Raw genomic sequence first — 20,299 nt, forward strand, 5'->3', positions numbered from 1 at the left:
GCATGTGGTCATCAATCGTCGGCGTGGTTCTTGTCATCGCCATTGTGCTTTTCATTGTTGGGGCGTTAAAGCGGGTTCGATTGTGGCGGCGGGGCAAATCTAATCCCGTTCCCTTTGTTGCCGCTATATCGTCGATCCCAAGGCGGTATTTGGTCGATCTGCATGATGTGGTAGCAAGAGATAAAACCTTCGCCAACACCCATGTGGCAACCGCCGGAGGGTTAGTCGCGTCAGTGATATTGATGCTCGTCGTGTTTGTCTTTGGCATCGGTAATTTGGTGACGTATTCACTCATGGCACTAACGTTTGCTGGCATGGCTTACGGTGCCATGAAGGTGAAAAAGCGGAGAGACAACCCACCGTCCAACCTATCAAAAGGTAACTGGCAAAGACTGCCCTTTTCGCTGCTCGCGTTTGCAAGTTCCGGTTTTATCTTGTCAGTCTTATTATTATTCGGTGCGCACAGCGAACCTCTGGTGTTGGTCGCTTTGTGTTTGGCAGGCGTGATTTTTGGTCTTGCTGAACTCTTCTTTGGCGTATTCAGTGGCGGGCCGATGAAGCATGCGTTTTCGGGCGCGATGCATTTAGGGTTCCACCGTCGACAAGAACGTTTTGGCGGCGGGCGTTCAACCGGATTAAAACCCATTGACCTCAATGAACAAACGCTCGGGGTGGAGAAAACCAAAGACTTTTATTGGAATCAACTGTTAGGGTTTGATGCCTGTGTGCAATGTGGTCGCTGCGAAAAGGTGTGTCCTGCGTTTGCGGCAGGTCAGCCATTGAACCCGAAAAAGCTGATTCAAGATCTGGTCGTCGGCATGGCTGGCGGCACTACCGAAAAGTATGCTGGAAGCCCTTATCCCGGAAAGCCTGACACGCCCTGTCAGGGCGCACCCGATAAACCTTTGTTTGAAGGGTTGCTTAGTGCTGATACGGTTTGGTCGTGCACAACCTGTCGCGCATGCGTTGAAGAATGTCCCATGATGATTGAGCACGTTGATGCCATTGTCGACATGCGACGTCACCTAACGTTAGGCAAAGGGCAAACGGCAGGTAAAGGTGTCCAAGCACTCGACAATCTCATTACCACAGATAATCCAAATGGCTTTTCACCCACTAACCGCGCGAATTGGTCGGTGGATTTAAAGGTCGATCAGCTTAAAGAAGTGGGTAAAACCGATGTCTTACTTTGGGCGGGCGATGGCGCGTTTGATCTGGCGTATCAACGCACACTGCGCGCCGTGGTTTCGCTACTTCGCGCGGCGAATGTCGACTTTGCCATTCTTGGCAATGAAGAACTAGACAGTGGCGATTTAGCGCGACGCCTTGGTGACGAAGCTACATTTCAGCGACTCGCCATTGCCAATGTAAAGACGCTGAACAAGTACCAGTTCAGCTTGATTGTCACGCCCGATCCACATGCCTTCCATGTAATCAAAAATGAGTATCCCGATTTTGGTGGCAACTATGACGTGATGCATCACACCGAGTATCTCGCAAAGCTTACCGAGCAAGGAAAGCTTGCGTTCAACGAAGGGAAATCTCAGGCCGCAACCTACCATGACCCTTGTTATCTCGGGCGATATAACGGTGGTTACGACGCGCCTCGTTACCTTCTTAATGCGATGGGTATAGAGGTAAAAGAGATGGAACGTTCAGGCTATCGCTCGCGGTGTTGTGGCGGCGGTGGCGGTGCGCCAGTCACTGATATTCCCGGTGAAAACCGTATACCTGATATGCGTATGCAAGATGTGAGAGACGTGAATGCTGAGTTGGTGGCGGTAGCCTGTCCTCAGTGTGCGGTCATGCTGGAAGGGGTTGTAATGCCAAGGCCGGAGGTGAAAGACATCGCAGTCATGTTGTTGGAGTCCTTGGCTGAGGACACTCAGTTGGAACAGAAAGTGGGATAGGGGGCAAAAATGAACGAGATTTTACGGCGAGACCCCCGAAAAGAACGCATCGTAAGAAATCGTCTGCATCCGGCGTTTGATGAGGTATCTGCCGCTTCCAATCTGTTGGCGGGCGGGATAAACCGAAAAGATCCGCATCATATTGGCACTCTCAGTGCTGAAGGCATCAAGCGTATTGATCGCTCTGGTGCCGCCATTGCGAAAGGTATGGCGAAACAAAGCAAGAAAACCGTTTACCGCTTCAGGCCGTCGAATCACCAGAGGCATATATCGTCGTATTTTCCGATGCAGACTCCGAGAGACTCACCGTTTTGGATAAAGACATGCTGGGGTTGGCGCATCAATTCGCGAGTGCGAACTCTGTGTCGACGGCGGTCTTGTTTATCTCGCTTTATCCGCGAAGCGATGACTTTTCCGCTGCCGGGGCGAATCGCGTCCTTACCCTCATCAATGAAGACTATTCGCCAGAGATGTGGCTTTCTCATCTCTTGGGGATTGAGGAGAGCTTGAATCCAAAACATTGGATTTTTGCCGATGGCACCTTGTGTGGCAGTGATTTAGCAAGAAGGTTGGCGGTTAAACTCAATGAGCGACCTGTTACGCGCGGAAAATACTATGCAGAAGGCAGGATCAATTGCGGTTCTGGTGATGTGTCAAAAAGCGTAGAACGCGAGGTTACAAAGATCCTGTTGGTCGAAGAACAAGTGGCCGATCCAATTGCTGGGTTTACGACAGAAGCGGAGCCGCTTCCATCAATGGAAGAGATGGCGGTGAAGCGAGATATTGACGATCTTGGCCAAGTGGCGGTAGATCCCGCCAATATTCCTCTCGCAGAAACACGCTTTATTCTCTCTGCGGGTAACGGTGTCCGTAATTGGGCCTTGTTCCATCAGTGTGCGAAAACACTGGGTGCGACGGAAGGAGCAAGCCGTGTTGCCGTCGATAATGGCTACATGCCAAGAGCGACGCAAGTGGGCGCGACAGGCACTTATGTGAATGCCAAAGTATATATCGCCGTAGGTATTTCCGGAGCAATCCAACATCTTCAGGGCATGACCCACTGTGACACCGTCATTGCGATCAACGCGGATCCTAATTGTGACATGGTGAAGCGGGCGGATCTGAGTGTGATTGCCGATAGCAGCGACGTGATGCAGGCTCTGATCAATGTGATGGGTGGCACCAACGCAGAGGAGGCATTTGATGATGTCGGGTAATAAAACCTTGGTGCTGGTATCCGAAGGACTGCACCCGCTTTCATCTCGTGCAAGGCGCGCCGAAGGCGATGCTAGAGCGCTGGAAATGGCGCTTCAACAAGATGACTCGCTTGAGGTTGTCTTTGCTGGTGATGCTTCGTCGGCAGCACTCAGAGAATACTTGGGCATGGGACTCAAAAAGCTCAATGTTCTTTCTGTGTCAGACAATGCCGACTATGCAAAGGCTTTGTCTGTTTACGCAAAGCAAGGTCAATTCTCGGTGATACTTTGCGGTGCAAGAGCCGAACACGGTGAGTCCTCCGGTATGGTGCCTTATATCGTTGGAGAGGCGGTAGGGGCTGCAATAGTCCCGGAAGTGGTTGGTGTGCTTACGCAATCAGATAGCCACGTTGAAGTGCTACAAGCGTTAGCGGGCGGGCAACGAAGAAAGCTTCGTGTCAGCTTGCCTGCGGTGCTGATTGCCAGTGCGTCTGCTCCCGCACCAAGGCAAAGTGCTTTTACGGTGGCACGCGATGGAGTCATCAACGTTTGGGAAGTGAAAGCTGAAACGGATACGGCGAAAGAGAGTTGGCAGTGGCACGCCGCGAAAAAGCGTCCCAAGCGCACCAAAGCAGTGGCTGCCAATGCCTCGAGTCGAGACCGTTTCCTCGCAGCGACCGCTGCGCAAGCATCGTCAGGCGGCACTGTTCTTAGCAATGTCTCTGCACAAGAGGGGGCAGAGGCAATCATTGCTCAGCTCAAAAAAGACGGGGTACTGTAGCTTAGTGCTACAGTACCCACATTGATAAACCGCATTAGTCAGTGACGGTACATTGATATCTCGTGTCTGTTTCAGTCTTCGTTTTCAAACCATCACCGATACAGAAGGTTGACGTGATAGAGAGCTGACAGCTCGCTTGCCCTTTATCATCCATGGTGATTTTGCCGCTATAGGAGTAATTAAGCGGGGTGCCATAAGTGGTGCCATGATAGCAGTAGCTGAGTACAGTTGACGAACCAGAGAACGAGACTTCTTTCAGTGTCTTGGTCTCTGCAATACCTATATTTCCTTGATACTCAGCCCCATTGTTAGGACCGCCACTGACGCTTTTCTTGCCACCTAGCTCTGAATCCCATGCAAGTGTGCCGCTGGCTTTGCTGCTACCAGCTGCAATGAAGTAGCTTCGGCTTTATTACAACGAATACCTAAGTAAGACCAGAAGCCACTCTTGCCCGCATAGGCGTAAAGAGTATTTTTTCCACCACAGGTAAAGGAAGACTCATCGTTGTCGTTGATGGTCGCCGTGCCTGACTTGAGATCAGTTTTGTCATCTTTGATCCAAGCATCGAGTGAAAATGTCTCGTTGTTTTCGTCATCACTGTCATCTGTCGTCGGAACGACAACTTGTATGTCATCTTCACCCGGCGGAATGGTCACTTTCACGCCAGAGTCGTTCAGCGTGATATCTTCGCTGCTGCTCCCGTATTTCACTTTCACGTTGGTACTGTAATCGCTGCCTGCCGTGGCGGTACCATTCTTCAACGCCAAAATGACTTCTTTGCTGGCTTTCAACTCCTTGTCAAAGTTGACCGTGAAGGTGGCGTCTTGGCCTTCCGTTACTGTGTCACCCGATACACCCGTCACCTCGACAATAGTTTCGCTTGGGAAAACCGTCGAGTCATAGCAATTATGTGTCTCTTGCGTATTGGTCGCCATCGCACTGATGCGGTTTGGGAACAAGCCGACTGAGACTTTTTCGCCGGTGGTTGGGTTCAGGCGCCATAGCCAAGTAGTATTAACATTACCGGTGACGTTCTGGTTTTTCGCTGCCACAAGAATTTGGTTGTTTTGATCCAGCGTCGCCGCGGTAACAAAATCGATAAAGTGGAAGGCAGGGAATTTCACCGACACCGGATTGGTGGACGTGTCCAGTTCGTACGTGCGGTTGTTAGTAATGAACAGCAGTTTGTTGTTGTAAAAAACAAAGTCGCCCCAACTCGTAAAGCCGCCAGCCTTGATGCCGTTGTCAAAATCGCCGAGCACTGTGGTTGAACCGTCGGATGTGTTGATGGTGAACACGCTGTTTTGATCGGAGGCGACAAGTGAGTTGGATGACGGATCAAACGCCATTCGATAGACGTTTTTACCGACGTTTCCTACAACCACATTCTGGTTTGAGCTGTGATCATAGTAGGCAAGCTGATTGGTAAAGCTTTTCGAGGCGTGAAAGTCTAGGCTCTTGAACTCTTCACTGGTGACATCAGCTTCCAAGCCTTCAACATGGTAGGCTTCGGGTCTTGGTACGCTCACATAGTAGGTACGGTTGTTGACTTTGTCGTACGCCATGGCTGATGAGCTGAAAAGTGATTTGGATTCTTTTACTGCCCGCTCTTTTCCGACGTAAACACCAGTGAGCTTTTTGTCTTCTTGCAGATCAATCAAAAAACCGACGTGACCTCGTCCTGCATTCATCGAATACACATTCCCGATGCAATTCGCATAAGCCCCAGCGGATGTAACAGATGCAAGAATGAAACTGGCGAGTATCCGTTTTTTCATAAAACTTTCCTTTATTTATGTCCTTGGGTTTGAAGCTTCAGAGAGCTTAAATCCGTCAAAAAAAGGAAGTGAGTCTCGTCAATGAGACATGGTTTATATTAGTGCATTCTTACTTTCTTAAATTAAGCCTTATTGTTGAATTAGTAAGACTTTCACGATGGGAGGACATTCTGTATAGCAGATGTAACCTAGGTTGATTCTCATATGTAAGAACCTCTGAAAATTAGAAGCTTAGAAATCCAGACGGAAGATGTATTTGTGGAGACAGGTTAAATAGACATGTCTTTGCTATAGGTCTTGCAAATCATGCGATTGGTGTTTGCATGAGTAGGTGTGGGGCTTTGTCTGACATGGCAGAGTGAAAGGCACTGATAGCCATTTAGCTAATCATTGCTCAGGTTTGGAAAGACAGCGTCACTTGATTTCAAAGATTTGCTCCCTCGTTTAGCGAGGGAGCATTTTTGTCGTGGTGACTAGTTACAACTGGTACTTGTCGCGACTTTTCTGACACGGTTATCTGCACCATCACAGAAATCGTAATTCAGGCGCAAGTAGCACTGTTGGGTGCCATCCTCTTTGATCGTGATGGTACCGCTATACACATAAGACAATGGCGTTCCTCGAACGTCACCGTGATAACAGCGGTCCCGAACCACAGAGCTACCGTTTACGGTGAGCGTTTTCAAGGTTTTCACCTCAGTGACACCAACATAACCTCTGATGCCGCCGTTGTAGCGGTTGTAGTCGGTTGTTGAGTTGCTGCCGTAGTCTGTCGTCCAGCTTACGCGGGTGTGCCTTGCGGAGCTGTGATACAGACCGGCAGCGTTAAAGTAAACATCCGATTTGCCACAATCCACACCAAAGTATGACCATGCGCCATCACCACCAGCAGACATTTGAAGCACAACGCCTGTGCTACATGCACCTTTCGGCTCATCATTGTCATTGATTGTTGCCGTCCCTGAGGCCTTGTCGCTTTGATCGTCTTTGATCCATGCTTCCAATGAGAAGGTTTCGTTGTTCTCATCGTCATCATCATCGATCGTTGCCACCACGACTTGTATGCTGCTGACGCCAGGTGGGATCGTCACTTTAACGCCAGTGCTGTTTAGCGTGACGTTTTCGCTGTCATCGCCATATTTGACTGTTACGGCAGCGCGGAAGTCTGCCCCCTCTGTTGCTGTGCCATTTTTCAATGCGAGGGTGACTTCTTTGCTTGCTTTCAATTCTTTGTCGAAATTGACTGTAAATGTGGCGTTTTGACCTTCTGTAACGGTGTCGCCAGATACACCCGTCACTTCGACAATGGTTTCGCTCGGAAATACCGTCGAGTCATAACAGTTGTGTGTCTCTTGCGTGTTGGTTGCCATCGCACTGATGCGATTTGGGAACAGGCCTACGGAAACTTTCTCGCCAGTGGTTGGGTTCAAGCGCCACAGCCAAGTGCTGTTGGTGTTACCAGTTACGTTCTGATTTTTTGCTGCCACGAGAATTTGGTTGTTTTGGTCCAGCGTTGCCGCGGTGACAAAATCGATAAAGTGGAAGGCAGGAAATTTTACTGATACTGGATTGGTCGAGGTATCCAATTCATACGTACGGTTGTTAGTAATGAACAGCAGCTTGTTGTTGTAAAACACAAAGTCGCCCCAGCTGGTAAAACCGCCAGCCTTGATGCCGTTGTCAAAGTCACCGAGTGCGGTTGTTGAGCCGTCTGATGTGCTGATGGTGAAGACGCTGCTTTGATCTGAGGCGATCAGCGAATTGGATGACGGATCAAACGCCATGCGATAAACGTTTTTACCTATGTTTCCTACGATCACATTTTGGTTTGAACCATGATCATAGTAGGCAAGCTGATTGGTAAAGCTTTTTGAAGCGTGGAAGTCTAGGCTCTTGAACTCCTCAGTCGTGACATCTGAAGCTAAGCCTTCTACATGGTAGGTTTCTGGTCTCGGGACACTCACGTAATAAGTTCGGTTGTTGACTTTGTCATACGCCATAGCGGACGAGCTGAAAAGCGATCTGGATTCTTTCAGCGCACGGTCTTTTCCGACATAAACACCAGTGAGCTTTTTGTCTTCTTGCAGATCAATCAAAAATCCCACATGACCACGGCCCGCATTCATCGAATACACATTACCGATGCAATTCGCATAAGCCCCAGCGGATGTTACAGATGCAAGAATGAGACTGGCGAGTATCCGTTTTTTCATAACACTTTCCTTAATTTATGTCCTTGTGTGTGACGCTCCAGAGAGCTTAAATCCGTCAAAATAAGGAAGTAGGTCTCGCCAGTGAGACAGTGTTTACATTAGCGTATTATTTTCTTCTTAAATGAAGCCTTGTTGTTGAAATATTGAGAATAATGGGTCCGTCTGCCGTTCTGTTTAGTGCGTTGATTCTTGGTGAATTCTCATTATTGAGAGTGACTGTAATTGCACTTTAGGGAGAGGCCAATAAATGTTCTGTGTTGAAACCGTGTTGCTGAGACTTGTGATACGTTGTTTTCGTGGTTAAATGGCGGGTATTACCTTGCCGACTTGTCATAAAAGTTTGGTGATAAACAGAGCTTGTCTCGCATTTCAATATCAAGAGGTATCTCTTTGAAGCGTATCGTGTTGTATACCAGTCGAAACTGCCCACATTGCCAAACAGCAAAGCAGTATTTCGACAGTAAAAAAATTGCTTATCGCCTGTGTGATGTTGGTTCGCCAAGGGGAAAGAAAGAGCATGCTGCATTGGGTGCTAGAGGTGTACCCGTGATCAAAATTGGCGATCAAATTCTTCATGGATTTTCATTAAAAGCGGTGGAGAAAGCCTTAAAATCCTGATTTAAGATAGACGCAAAGGAGTGCTTATGTCTGGTGTGGTGGAAAAAGTTTTTTGGCAGAATCCGTATCTCACGCAATTGGAAGCGACGGTTTCAAGTGTCGATGGCTGTGTCATTACGCTCGATAAAACGATATTTTTCGCGTTTTCGGGTGGTCAGGAAAGTGATGCCGGCACGATTGGTGGCTTCGTTGTTGAGCAGGCTGAGAAGAAAGATACTCAGATTTTCTACACGTTGCCTGAGAACCATACCCTCAACCCCGGTGATAGTGTTGACGTCGATATTGATTGGGCGCGACGCCATGCACTTATGAAACTCCATTTCGGGGCTGAATTAACCCTTTTGCTGATGATGAACAAATACCCAGATCTTGAAAAGATCGGGTCACATATCGGCGAATCCCGCTCTCGCATCGACTTCATGTTTCCTGAATCTATCTGCGCACAACTCCCTTGGCTTCAGAACGCTCTCAACGACATCATCCACCAAAACCTTTCTATCGATAAAGGCTTCAGTGACGAAAAAGCGCAGCGACGTTACTGGAAAATAGACGGTTTTGAACCTGTCTCTTGTGGCGGTACCCACCTGCACACAACGGGCGAGATTGGCGCATTGAAGCTGAAACGAAAGAACATCGGAAAAGGCAAAGAGCGTATCGAAATCTCGCTTGCTTGATGACATTGACCTTTAACGGTAAAAATTCTCTTTCATATATGCCAAATCATATATATGATTTGGCATATATTTTAATGTATTCAAAGATTGTCCTAATGACGCCAGTCGATTTCTATAAATGCCTCGCGGATGAAACCCGTCTTAAAACTCTGATGTTGTTGAATCAGGAAGGCGAGCTATGCGTTTGCGAGTTAATGGCAGCCCTCGATGAAAGCCAACCCAAAGTCTCTCGACATCTCGCGCAGTTGCGTAAGTGCGGTTTACTCACCGATCGTCGCCAAGGCCAATGGGTGTTTTACCGCATTAATGAAAACCTGCCTGCTTGGACGAAAGAGGTGGTTGCATTAACGACCAAATCTAATCAGGTATTCCTTGAAGAAAGTATGCAACGTCTTTGTCGTATGGGTGATCGCCCAACGCGCGCGGGTGCATGCTGCTAAAAATTTTAATTTAAGACATATGAAAAAACATATATATGAGGTGATACATGGGATTGTTTGAGCGCTATTTGTCTGTCTGGGTGGCGGCGTGTATCGCAGGTGGCGTCTTGCTGGGGAACCTTTTTCCGTCAGCATTCGCGTTTGTGGCGGATTTAGAGTTTGTCCACGTAAATTTGGTCGTCGCGGTTCTGATATGGGTAATGATTTTCCCAATGATGGTTCAGGTGGATTTTGGTGCCATTAAAGACGTAGCAAAAAGCCAAAAGGTCTGGCACTGACGCTTGTCATCAATTGGCTTATCAAGCCCTTTACTATGGCGGCTCTTGGCTGGCTTTTCTTTAAAGGCGTCTTTGCTGACTGGGTCGATCCGCAAACCGCGAGTGAATATATTGCGGGGATGATTTTGTTGGGCGTTGCGCCTTGTACCGCCATGGTATTCGTTTGGAGCCAACTGACCAAAGGGGATGCAAACTACACATTGGTTCAGGTATCGGTCAATGACCTGATCATGGTCTTTGCTTTTGCTCCGATCACGGCGCTGCTGCTGGGAGTCACCGATATTCAGGTACCTTGGGAAACGCTGCTGCTGTCTGTGGTGCTCTACGTCGTGCTGCCGCTCGTTGCGGGTGCGCTAATGCGCAAATACTTGCTGAATAAAGGTGATGAAGCACTGACGGGCTTTCTGGCAAACGTGAAGCCTTGGTCAATCATCGGATTGTTGGGCACAGTGGTATTGCTGTTTGGCTTTCAGGCGCAAACCATCGTTAGCCAACCGGAGACCATATTACTGATTGCCATTCCCCTTCTCATTCAAACCTATGGCATTTTCGCGATTGCCTATGGCTTAGCGAAGTGGATGAAACTGCCGCACAACGTTGCCGCACCGGCTGGCATGATCGGGACGTCAAACTTCTTCGAGTTAGCTGTTGCCGTGGCTATTTCCCTTTTTGGCCTTCATTCGGGGGCAGCCCTTGCGACAGTAGTCGGTGTATTGGTTGAAGTGCCAGTGATGCTTTCGCTGGTGTGGTTTGCGAATCGAACCCGTCATTGGTTTGATGTTGCCGCTGAGAAATAAAGATTCTACGCCCCGATTCATCGGGGCTTTTTTGTGCGTTCTTCTGTGTCTATGAATCTATGCGAAGACAAAAGTGGCGATTAGTGTGATTCGAATCGATTCCAGAAAGGAAAAATATCAATGAATTTCATGTAAGTAAGGGCATTGTCTCACTTTTTGTACTATCCATAAGTATGCGGTGTCTGAAATCGGAGTGATTTAGGTGAAAGCATGTTACTTATGACATATCGCTATACCAAATATATAGCGGTCCTTGTGGGGATTTTTTTCTCTGTATTAATGGCTTGGGTTGTAGCCGATACAGAAAAAAAAGCCATCGTCTTTGAGTTTCAAAATGACATCGACAGACGCGCAGCTTCTCTTTCTAAAAGCCTTTTCACTAACTTTGAAGCCTTGCATTCCCTCGCGACACTATTTCGCAGTAATCCAGACACGGGCTACACACAATTTCAGCAAGAAGCTAGGCGAATCCTAAAGCGCCACAGAGAGATACAGGCTCTGGAATGGATTCCTGCGGTGAAAAAAGAAGAAAGGGAACGTTTTGAACGCGCATTTCAGGGCGAATTTCCGGGCTTTAAATTCACCGAGCTTTCTCCTGAAAGAGAAATGATCGAAGCGGGGGAAAGGGAAGAGTATTTTCCGGTGTATTTTATCGAGCCTTACATTGGTAACGAGAAAGCTTTGGGCTTCGATCTCACGGCGAATCCAGCCAGATCGGCAACACTTTATAACGTAAGGGATTCCGGTCATCCCGCCGCATCAGAAAGCATTACGCTGGTGCAAGAGACTTCAAATGAGAAAGCCTTTCTTGCCATGGTGCCGATTTATCGAGGGCCGATTTCTACGCTTCAAGACAGGCGCCAAAACCTCGAAGGCGTTGTGCTTGGTGTCTTCCGAATCCGAGACATTTTCATCGCTTCCCAACTTGGGGAACTGCCGCCAGAAATAGAGATAGAGATTATTGATGTCACCGAATCCGCTAACGGTGACGTGCTTTACAAATATATGCCTGGGAAGGGCAAGCTTTTGATGTCCGGTTTGGATTACCAATCGGAATACATTAGTGTCTTGGGGCGAGAATGGTTCATGCGCGCTTCTGCTACACAACAGTACGTCGATAAAAAGCAAAGCTTGCTACCTATAGTCATTTTGTTAGGTGGCGTCGGTGTTACCTTGTTTTTTACGGCGTATATGCGCTTGGTATTTCGCCATGCTGAGCTGGTAGAAAAAGAAGTGATCGATAGAACGAGAGACCTTGACGAAGCCAACGACTCTTTGCGTCAATTAACCCAAAAAGACACCCTGACCGGGTTGTATAACCGTCGTTATTACGACAGTCAGATAGAGCAAGAATGGTCGAGGGCGCTGCGAAACCAATCACCCATTACCATCCTGATTTTTGACGTTGACCATTTCAAAGAATTTAACGACCACAACGGTCACTTGGCCGGAGACAATTGCCTAACCAAAATCGGCTTGTCCTTGAAGATGTCATTGCTACGCGCACAAGATGTTCTTTGTCGCTACGGCGGCGAGGAGTTTGTCGCGATACTCCCTGATACCACTGACCCCATCAGCGTTGCTGAAAAGTGCCGCAAACGCGTCGTTGAACTTGGGATTGAGCATCCTCAATCCTCTCAGGGGGTGGTGACCATCAGTGTGGGTTGCGCGCAAATGGTACCAAGTCCAAATGTCGGTCATCATGATCTTTTCAATGCCGCTGATGAAGCACTGTATCAGGCAAAACTTGAAGGCAGAAACCGCGTGCAGATGGCTCCTAGTCGTCAGTTGCATTGTGTGGATGATGCCAGCTCGGACAAAAAATCCTCATAATTCAACGTTTGTGAGTTGTGCTTTGACGTCACAATAAAGTGTATTGTTTGCGAGAATGTTATCACTTTGCATTGGGTGGTGTGACAAACATCGTTGAAATTTATGGATTAAATAAAGTACGTTGTATGCTTATACGAACACGAGCGAGTGTAAATAAAGTCAGAAACAAAAGCTGGGGGATAAGTGCTCTCTTTTTTCTATTTTGGGTTGGTGATGAATGTAGTCGCTGCGAGTTTAGTCGGCGGTTTTGATGCAGCTACTGGCCTTTTGGGTATGTCGCATTGGGTTGATTATGCGTTTGCTGTGGTGTTAATGCTCTGGGCAGGTTCTGCGTTCACATTGAGTATGCAGCAGAAAGGCGGTGAAGATGCCAACGTTACTGTGCGTTCGTCGGCGTCAATTGTTGCGAAAGTGAACGCTGATCCATCTCTATTTCTTAAGTTTTTCGTAGCAGGAATGCCAGCGTTTATCTTGTGTGTCGTTGTGGCATTTAGCAGTTTTACGCAGCCGTTTTGATATAACGATTAAACGAAATAAAGGGCGCCTTTGCGCCCTTTATTGTTTAGCGTTTATTCGCACCAGACTTTTTCAGCAACTGACGCTTCAAACGGCGTTTTTCACCGCCGCGACCACCGCGCTTTTCGTGGTGCTCTCTGTCTGCATTGAGGTCCGGTTCAAATCCTTCCAGCCATTCTTGTGGCAATCGTTGGTCGATCAGGGTTTCAATCGCATTGAGCATGCCTTCTTCTTCACGACTTACCAATGAAATGGCGTTGCCTGACTTTCCAGCGCGGCCAGTGCGGCCAATTCGGTGAATGTAATCTTCTGGCTGATGCGGTAATTCATAGTTGAAGACCGTATCGAGCGAAGGAATATCTAAACCACGCGCCGCCACGTCGGTTGCCACCAAGACCCTGACTTTGCCTTCTTTGAAGCCTTCGAGTGCGCGGTTACGTGCACCTTGTGTTTTTTCGCCATGAATCGCTTCGGCGGCGAGGCCGTCGAGCTTTAGCTCATTCGCCAGTGCTTCAGTGCTCTGGCGTGTTTTCGCAAACACCAGAACTTGTTGCAGATTGCGGCTTCCAATCAAGTAAGACAGCAGTTCGCGTTTACGCTTGCGGTCAACAGGGTGAACCATTTGATTAACCGTATCCGCGGTGCTGTTGGCCGCAGCCACTTCGATTCGCACTGGGTTGTTCAGCAATCGATACGCCAAGTCCATCACTTGTTTTGGATAAGTGGCAGAGAAGAATAAGGTTTGACGTTCTGCTGGCATTTTTTTCATCAGACGTTTGATGTCAGAAATAAAGCCATATCCAACATGCGGTCAGCTTCATCAAGCACCAACGCATCCAGACTGCTCAGGCTCAATGTGCCGATGTGCAGATGGTCGAGCAAACGGCCTGGTGTACCAACCACAATTTCAGGGCCTTTGGCGAGCTGGCTTTTTTGCGGATTGATATTCGCACCGCCATAAAGGGCAACACATCTTAGTGAGGTGTTTTGGCTGTACTCAGCCACTTTGTCGTAAACCTGTTGTGCAAGCTCTCGCGTTGGGGTAACCACGAGCACGCGCGTCGTTTTCTTCGCGCCATTTTCAAGAAGTTGGTGGATTAACGGCAAGGTAAATGCTGCTGTTTTTCCGGTACCTGTCTGCGCCGCACCCATTACGTCTTTGCCAGCAAGCACTTGTGGAATGGCTTGTTGCTGAATATCAGTAGGTTGTGAGTAGCCGAGAGAGGCCAGTGTCTCTTGCAACGTTGGGTGTAATAGCGAAAACGCGTTGTCAGACATGAATGTAAATCCGGTCACCAAAAAGGAGCGCGAGTTTATCAGAATGCTTGTCGATACCCAAGCAAGCTTAGCTGACCAGAGCAACAAGGTGTTTTGCTGGTCAAGCTACCGAGATAGAAAGGAAAAGTATGTACATAGTTGCCGAGAAAAAGCCGAGTAAATGCTTAACTTTGCGAATATAGGCATGCAAGGTGAACTGAAGGCAGCTAGCTTCCTGTAACTAGGGTGTTTTTGTTCTATGTTAAATATGTTTACCCGAGTGTGTTGAGAGTCTCCATTTCTTCGCGCTGTGGTATGAGTAACGCGAGGACACCGCCGTGGGACAGAATGTTAATAAAACCACGTTTAGTGCAAACGATCACGAGCAGTTCGCTAAACAGCTTAAAGATGAGCTGGAGCAACTGGAAGCACTCATCGCAACACCGGGGTGGGGCGTTGGCGATTGTACCTTAGGGGCGGAGCTAGAGCTCTACCTCACCGACAAAGACCATCGACCGTCTCATTGTAACCTCGAACTCCTTGATAAAGCCGCTGACCCCTTAATGACGGCTGAGATCAACCGCTTCAACCTTGAATACAACTGCCCTTACACCACCTTTACCGGTGCGCCGTTTACTTTTCTCAAAAAGCACATGGACGACCGTCTGTTGTCACTCCAAACCCTCGCACAAACCATGGGGGTTGATGTCACCCCGATTGGTATTTTGCCGACACTTCGGCAAGGTGATTTTGGGCTAGCGTCGATGACAGATTTGCCGCGTTACCATGCCTTGACCGATATTCTTTGTGAGTCCCGTGGCGGGCCTTTTCACATCCGAATTCATGGTGCGGAAAGCTTAGAAGTCGACGCTGACGACTTGACGCTTGAAGGAGCGAACACCTCGTTTCAAGTTCACTATCGCGTGAAACCGGATGAGTTTGCCGATTGGTATAACGGCATTCAGCTTGCATCCATCTTTACTCTTGCGATGGGAGCCAATTCGCCGATCTTTCTTGAGAAGAAGCTTTGGCACGAAACACGCGTGCCGCTGTTTAAGCAATCCATAGATAGCAGGAATCAGTGCGGAATGAATTGGCATATCCCTGCGAGGGTATCTTATGGCAAGGGATATGTACGCAAGAGTGCTCTTGAGCTTTTTCGTCAGGGTGTGAGTCTTCAACCTGTTTTATTACCCGATGTCACTGACCGAGCACCCAAAGCCAGCAGTGGCCCGATATTGGATGCACTACGCCTTCATCAAAGCACGATTTGGAGTTGGAACCGTGCGGTTTATGACGATGCCGATGGCGGTCATCTGCGAGTGGAACTCAGAAGCTTACCTGCCGGACCAACGACTATCGACATGGTGGCAAATGCGGCACTGTGCATTGGACTTGCGCATCACATGCGAGATGACCTTGACCGCTTGATGGATTTGTTGCCCTTTGAGTTTGCGAAGTACAACTTCTATCGAGCGGCGCAATATGGTGTGAATGCCAATATTCTGTGGGAATCGCCCAATGGCACACTCGAAGAATACGCCCTCGTGGATGTCTTAGCGAAGCTACTTCCCGGTGTTGCAGACTCGTTGGTGGCTTTAGGGGTATCTCGCCAAGAAGCCGATATGCTGATGGTGGTTATCGAGCACAGACTCGCGAAAAGACAAAATGGTGCAAGCTGGCAATTGAACACCTTGGTCGAGTTAGAAAGAAAGTACGATGCCAGAGAAGCGTTGAGCCGTATGTTTGGACTGTATCAAAAACAATATTTATCAGGAGTGCCGGTTTCACAATGGCCGACTTTATGATGCGATAAAAAGCGCACACTGGTTTTTGCAAGGAATGAGAATGAAGCTTCACGACGTGCCGTTGCCGACACAAGAAGAGTACGAGCGAGGAATGCTATCTTGGCTGGAAGCCCAGCGAGGTCCTGTTTGGGTTACGCTTCCGGGCACAAATGCAGACAGACACCGCGTCGTGGTGACTTTGCTCCATGGCAATGAACCTTCGGGCGTGAATGCGTTTTGGCATTTCGCATTGTCACCGCCAGCGTGCGCGGTGAACATCCACTTTTGCATCGTAAACATCGACGCGGCCTTGAATGACCAGCCTTTTACGACACGCCATTTAGAAAATAAACCGGACATGAACCGTTGTTTTGGTGTGTCGGGTGACGATGCGAGTTATACCTTGGCCGCAGAGATTTTGTCTCGCATCGAAGCACTTGAGCCTGAAGCCGTCGTTGATATTCACAATACATCCGGCACCAGCCCAGCTTTTGCCGTCACCATTAATGATGACGAAAAACACCAGCAAATCGCTTCCTTGTTTACGGAACGTATGCTTTGCACCAGCGTTAGGCTTGGCGCTTTGATGGAGCAAACAATGGCACAAAGTCCGTTTGTCACCATCGAATGTGGCGGTGTGCAAGATCATAACGCTGTGGAAGTGGCCAAGAACGGCCTGCACCACTTTATGACAGCAGAAAATTTGTTCTTGAATCACACGGGCTTTTGGCCGGTAGAGCGTCTCTATCATCCCGTGCGTGTCCAATTGAAACCGGATTTAACGCTCTGCTATCACGATCGATTTGTTGAAGAATCGGATCTCACCTTACCGCCGGATATTGATCGCCACAATTTCGGTTGGATGGCGGCAGACAGTTTGATTGGCTGGCTGGGAGAGCGTGGACTCGATGCGATGACGACCAATGATGGTGAAGGCAAGCATCCCATCTCTGATTTGTTCTATGAAAACGACGGAGAGCTTCGTTTAAAGCATCCTGCAAAGCTATTTATGATCACAACAAAGCATCATATTGCATTGTCAGATTGCCTATTTTATATGGTCGTTGATTAAAGATGTAAAAGAAAGACTACATATACAGGCTGTCTAATTAAATTACAGGTGGGTGTTTCGTTTAAATTCGTTGCTATATTCACGATGTTTGAGAAAAATAGTTTTTCAATTTTGTCCTTTAATTAATTTGGCGAATTTCTTATGTCAATCCTATGCTAATTAAACGTCAGATTTTGTCATTGCGTGCCAGATGCTTATCTTTTTGTGTTATCACAAAAATATGAACCTTCTTTTGGTTTTTCACTAATACCTGCCTTTCGGTCAGTCATCTTTAAGTTTGATTTTTTTACGAATCAAATTGCACTTATTGGCCTTGGAGAGATTAAGACGATAACGTGTTGCCTTTCGAATAGCAAACGTACTCAAAATATTCCTATTACAATCTTCAGGTGGCTTAGGGATTTATTCGAACTGAAGACGTATAACAAGGTTGGGGACGACAATGCTGTTGGACCATAAAAATGTACTTGGGTTATTGCGCTACCCATGCTGCGGCACAGAGAATAAACGAGCAAATCTGACGAGTGAGGAGAGCCTGACGGCAACCTCTCATGTGGATGACTTCCCGATCCTCATTTGTAGCGAACATCAGTCTGGGGTTGGCGAATCGTTTTCACCTCATACATCTGCCATTCAGAGGGTGCAGTACAATGGCATCTTCCGCAACTTAAGGCGTTTGGTTTGCCCACCGCCATTTGTGACCCGCAAAAATGTTTCGCTTCTCCTTGAACAACTGTTTGCTCACTCTGACACGCCGCGAGTGCTCATTGTTGGTGGCGCGACGATTGGGGAAGGCATGGAGCCTTTCTACGATGACAGTAATATTGAACTCGTTTCTTTTGATATTTACCGAACGCCTTATGTTCAATTTATCGCGGACGCACACTGTATTCCATTGAAAGACAATAGCTTTGACGCAGTGATTGTGCAGGCGGTTTTAGAACATGTTTTTTATCCTGAGCGCGTTATCGCAGAGGTAAGTCGGGTGCTAAAACCCGATGGATTGGTTTATGCGGAAACACCGTTTTTACAGCAAGTACATGAAGGCGCATACGATTTCACGCGATATACGGAAAGTGGTCACCGTTTGTTGTTCAGGCACTTTCATTTGATTAAATCGGGGGCATGTTCTGGCGCAGGGACTCAGTTGTTGTGGGCGTTAGAAGGCTTTTTTACCGGATTGTTCAGAACAAAATATGCAGGAAAAGTCGTCAAAGTGCTGCTTTTCTGGATAATGTTTTTCGATTTTATTATTCCTGAAAGCTATAACATTGATGCTGCCAATGGCGTGTATTTCCTTGGGTCTAAGTCTTCGTCTCTTCTCTCGGAGTCTGAGATAATTTCACATTACAAAGGCGCGCAGTAACCCATTATATTTCCACCATTTCAGCGCAGGCTAATTTACGCACTGTCTCATTATTTCGTCAAATTATGTAAATCCAGAAACTTATACTCGCTTAGACCATAAGGACATGGCCTATCTAGCGAGGTATTTAGGTGAAGCTATACATAACAGGGATAGTTGCTCTCACCCTCATCGGGTGTGGTGGTGGCGGTGATGGCGACGGAGGTATCGTTATTCCGCGTGGTGATGGCACAACATCGACGGCGTGTTTTAATCGTGCATTGTATGAAGTGGGTACAGACGTTGTTGAAATGATTTCAACCTCAGTCAATGGCGTACCGAGACTGAATGCGACCGAGCGAACAGTCGTAGAAGGCATCGTGACGTTTGAGGGGCAAAGTGATGTCAGACAAATGCGCCTGTACGATGATACCGACGAAAACCTCAATTACGTTGTACTCGATGAATCCAACCTCACGCTCACAACTCTGGGGCAGTTTTTCGACGGCAACAATCTGGTTTATAAGCCGAGCGGCATTGAGATTTCCTACGGACTTGAGTCTGGCGAATCAATCACACAGCCGACTATTTCGGTGTTTACAGATGGTGTGCAAACCAGCACCTTGGATCTCAAGCAGACCTATGTAAAGCGCGAGACAGTAACAGTAGCGGCGGGAACGTTTGAAACGTGTTTAGTGACGCTGGAATTTACTTTGGTAGAGAACGGAGAGGAAACTAAAACCACCTTCACTCAGAACATTGCGGTAGGAAATGGATTGACCGTCAGAGAAGCTTACACAGGGATTAGTGAGAATGGTACTACCCTCAACCTTGTCGATGAGCTGACATCAGCCACAATTAATGGCGTTCCGGTGCAATAGCATTAAAAAGCCGAGTTTGATACTCGGCTTTTTCCCCATTAACGTTTTACGCAGGCAAAGATAGCGTTACCGGATGACAAATCCCACGGCAACAGCTTTTCATAATCATGCTCAAGCACAGTCACGTCGAAGTAAGGTGCCAAAATAGCGGATAGCTCATCGAAGCTCACAGCCACCATTGGGTGATTGTCGTTCCACTCTTCTGTCACTTTGTTGGTGGTTTTTTCGATACGAAGTCTCAACGCTTGCTTGTCGCCTTCGCCGCCATAAAACCAACCTGATTTGAAGGTGAAGTGACTGCCTTCATGTTCCACGCTATGCGCCACGAAAGAGTCATTGTTGATCATGTTTTTCGCGACAGCGTTAAAGCAGAACATACCGCCTGGTTTCAATGCTGCATGGGCATTTTTAACAACCGCTTCAAGGTTTTCCAAGCTGCCACTGTAGTGAATTGAATAGAGGAAACAGGTGATCAGATCATAGGGCTGATCAACTGAAAATTCGCACATATTCTGCAAAGAGAACTCAGCTTCCGGACAGCGAAGCTTCGCCAACTCAAGCATAGGTTGGTTTAAATCCAGACCATTGCTTTCAAAACCACTGTCCAAGAAAAAGCGCACGTGAGGGCCCGTACCACAGGCGAGATCCAAGTGGCGTTTGCTTCATTACCAAACAGTTTATGAAGTCGACGTACGCAGTCGCTTTGTGATTGATAGTTGATGTCCGCACACATCAAATCGTAGTAACCAGACAAATCAGAATAAAGGGCAGTGGATGCCTGAGTCATCGCTTGAATTCACCAGAAAAATGGAGGTGGCGCATACTATATCGATTGCAAAAAAATGCGAAGCAAATATCGCTTAGTCTGTGCAAATATTTTCCAGTTACAGTGCGGTGTATTGATTGGGTGGATGAGGTGAGC

Annotated in this window: 15 protein-coding genes and 3 pseudogenes; 13 read left to right on the forward strand and 5 right to left on the reverse strand. The window is 47.7% G+C overall.

Annotation, left to right across the window (positions count from 1 at the left end; genetic code table 11):
• Window positions 1-2 precede the first annotated feature (2 nt).
• Window positions 3-1,910: a (Fe-S)-binding protein gene (locus ATN88_RS06075; protein ID WP_067412907.1), complete on the forward strand. Its 1,908-nt coding sequence runs from the start codon at window positions 3-5 to the stop codon at window positions 1,908-1,910.
• Between the two features lie 21 nt (window positions 1,911-1,931).
• On the opposite strand, the gene ATN88_RS26845 is transcribed toward ATN88_RS06075, so the two are convergent.
• Window positions 1,932-2,177, reverse strand: a complete 246-nt coding sequence (locus ATN88_RS26845; RefSeq protein WP_232312856.1) for a hypothetical protein — start codon at window positions 2,175-2,177, stop codon at window positions 1,932-1,934.
• Between the two features lie 44 nt (window positions 2,178-2,221).
• Between ATN88_RS26845 and ATN88_RS06080 the strand changes: the two genes are divergently transcribed.
• Window positions 2,222-3,127, forward strand: coding sequence for an electron transfer flavoprotein subunit alpha/FixB family protein (locus tag ATN88_RS06080; protein ID WP_232312858.1), 906 nt, complete (start codon window positions 2,222-2,224; stop codon window positions 3,125-3,127).
• The gene (locus tag ATN88_RS06085) at window positions 3,114-3,887 is read left to right on the forward strand and encodes an electron transfer flavoprotein subunit beta (protein ID WP_067412911.1); all 774 of its coding nucleotides are present in this window, start codon (window positions 3,114-3,116) and stop codon (window positions 3,885-3,887) included. Before ATN88_RS06080 ends, ATN88_RS06085 begins: the two co-directional genes overlap by 14 nt.
• A gap of 339 nt (window positions 3,888-4,226) precedes the next feature.
• On the opposite strand, the gene ATN88_RS06090 is transcribed toward ATN88_RS06085, so the two are convergent.
• On the reverse strand, window positions 4,227-5,666 hold the full coding sequence (locus ATN88_RS06090; protein ID WP_157490667.1) for a hypothetical protein: 1,440 nt from the start codon (window positions 5,664-5,666) through the stop codon (window positions 4,227-4,229).
• A 473-nt stretch (window positions 5,667-6,139) separates the two neighbouring features.
• A complete protein-coding gene (locus tag ATN88_RS06095) occupies window positions 6,140-7,879 on the reverse strand; it encodes a hypothetical protein (RefSeq protein ID WP_067412915.1) in 1,740 nt (579 codons plus the stop codon).
• A 390-nt stretch (window positions 7,880-8,269) separates the two neighbouring features.
• Here ATN88_RS06095 and ATN88_RS25470 point away from each other — a divergent pair, with 390 nt between their 5' ends.
• From ATN88_RS25470 to ATN88_RS06120, 6 genes and pseudogenes are all read left to right on the forward strand, one after another.
• Window positions 8,270-8,497, forward strand: a complete 228-nt coding sequence (locus ATN88_RS25470) for a glutaredoxin family protein (protein ID WP_083539426.1) — start codon at window positions 8,270-8,272, stop codon at window positions 8,495-8,497.
• Between the two features lie 35 nt (window positions 8,498-8,532).
• Window positions 8,533-9,171 (forward strand): alanine--tRNA ligase-related protein, encoded by a 639-nt coding sequence (locus ATN88_RS06100; RefSeq protein WP_157490671.1) that lies wholly within the window; start codon window positions 8,533-8,535, stop codon window positions 9,169-9,171.
• Window positions 9,172-9,266: 95 nt separating this feature from the next.
• On the forward strand, window positions 9,267-9,611 hold the full coding sequence (locus tag ATN88_RS06105) for a metalloregulator ArsR/SmtB family transcription factor (protein ID WP_067412921.1): 345 nt from the start codon (window positions 9,267-9,269) through the stop codon (window positions 9,609-9,611).
• Between the two features lie 47 nt (window positions 9,612-9,658).
• A pseudogene (gene arsB / locus ATN88_RS06110) lies at window positions 9,659-10,686 on the forward strand (ACR3 family arsenite efflux transporter).
• 210 nt (window positions 10,687-10,896) lie between these two features.
• Window positions 10,897-12,519, forward strand: a complete 1,623-nt coding sequence (locus tag ATN88_RS06115) for a CHASE domain-containing protein (RefSeq protein ID WP_083539427.1) — start codon at window positions 10,897-10,899, stop codon at window positions 12,517-12,519.
• Window positions 12,520-12,732: 213 nt separating this feature from the next.
• Window positions 12,733-13,035 (forward strand): hypothetical protein, encoded by a 303-nt coding sequence (locus ATN88_RS06120; protein ID WP_157490668.1) that lies wholly within the window; start codon window positions 12,733-12,735, stop codon window positions 13,033-13,035.
• A gap of 46 nt (window positions 13,036-13,081) precedes the next feature.
• On the opposite strand, the pseudogene ATN88_RS06125 reads toward ATN88_RS06120, so the two are convergent.
• A pseudogene (locus ATN88_RS06125) lies at window positions 13,082-14,313 on the reverse strand (DEAD/DEAH box helicase).
• A 317-nt stretch (window positions 14,314-14,630) separates the two neighbouring features.
• On the opposite strand from ATN88_RS06125, the gene ATN88_RS06130 reads away from it, so the two are divergent.
• The 4 genes from ATN88_RS06130 (at window position 14,631) to ATN88_RS06145 (ending at window position 19,377) form a co-directional block, all read left to right on the forward strand.
• On the forward strand, window positions 14,631-16,100 hold the full coding sequence (locus ATN88_RS06130) for a glutamate--cysteine ligase (RefSeq protein ID WP_067412931.1): 1,470 nt from the start codon (window positions 14,631-14,633) through the stop codon (window positions 16,098-16,100).
• Window positions 16,101-16,140: 40 nt separating this feature from the next.
• The gene (locus tag ATN88_RS06135; RefSeq protein ID WP_067412934.1) at window positions 16,141-17,151 is read left to right on the forward strand and encodes a M14 family metallopeptidase; all 1,011 of its coding nucleotides are present in this window, start codon (window positions 16,141-16,143) and stop codon (window positions 17,149-17,151) included.
• Between the two features lie 442 nt (window positions 17,152-17,593).
• Complete coding sequence (locus ATN88_RS06140) at window positions 17,594-18,517, forward strand: class I SAM-dependent methyltransferase (RefSeq protein ID WP_067412937.1); 924 nt, start codon at window positions 17,594-17,596, stop codon at window positions 18,515-18,517.
• Window positions 18,518-18,648: 131 nt separating this feature from the next.
• Window positions 18,649-19,377, forward strand: coding sequence for a hypothetical protein (locus ATN88_RS06145; protein ID WP_067412942.1), 729 nt, complete (start codon window positions 18,649-18,651; stop codon window positions 19,375-19,377).
• 38 nt (window positions 19,378-19,415) lie between these two features.
• Here the strand turns inward: ATN88_RS06145 and ATN88_RS06150 are convergent.
• Window positions 19,416-20,164, reverse strand: a pseudogene (locus ATN88_RS06150) (class I SAM-dependent DNA methyltransferase).
• Between the last annotated feature and the right edge of the window lie 135 nt (window positions 20,165-20,299).

Source organism: Enterovibrio coralii (genome assembly GCF_001559595.1).
Taxonomy (GTDB): Bacteria; Pseudomonadota; Gammaproteobacteria; order Enterobacterales; family Vibrionaceae; genus Enterovibrio; species Enterovibrio coralii.

Excerpts from the sequence above, each read along its gene's own strand:
- ATN88_RS06075 (WP_067412907.1), top strand. The coding sequence starts at position 3 with ATGTGGTCATCAATCGTCGGCGTGGTTCTTGTCATCGCCATTGTGCTT.
- ATN88_RS26845 (WP_232312856.1), bottom strand. The coding sequence starts at position 2,177 with ATGCCTCTGGTGATTCGACGGCCTGAAGCGGTAAACGGTTTTCTTGCT.
- ATN88_RS06085 (WP_067412911.1), top strand. The coding sequence starts at position 3,114 with ATGATGTCGGGTAATAAAACCTTGGTGCTGGTATCCGAAGGACTGCAC.
- ATN88_RS06090 (WP_157490667.1), bottom strand. The coding sequence starts at position 5,666 with ATGAAAAAACGGATACTCGCCAGTTTCATTCTTGCATCTGTTACATCC.
- ATN88_RS06095 (WP_067412915.1), bottom strand. The coding sequence starts at position 7,879 with ATGAAAAAACGGATACTCGCCAGTCTCATTCTTGCATCTGTAACATCC.
- ATN88_RS06105 (WP_067412921.1), top strand. The coding sequence starts at position 9,267 with ATGACGCCAGTCGATTTCTATAAATGCCTCGCGGATGAAACCCGTCTT.
- ATN88_RS06115 (WP_083539427.1), top strand. The coding sequence starts at position 10,897 with ATGTTACTTATGACATATCGCTATACCAAATATATAGCGGTCCTTGTG.
- ATN88_RS06120 (WP_157490668.1), top strand. The coding sequence starts at position 12,733 with ATGAATGTAGTCGCTGCGAGTTTAGTCGGCGGTTTTGATGCAGCTACT.
- ATN88_RS06135 (WP_067412934.1), top strand. The coding sequence starts at position 16,141 with ATGAAGCTTCACGACGTGCCGTTGCCGACACAAGAAGAGTACGAGCGA.
- ATN88_RS06140 (WP_067412937.1), top strand. The coding sequence starts at position 17,594 with ATGCTGTTGGACCATAAAAATGTACTTGGGTTATTGCGCTACCCATGC.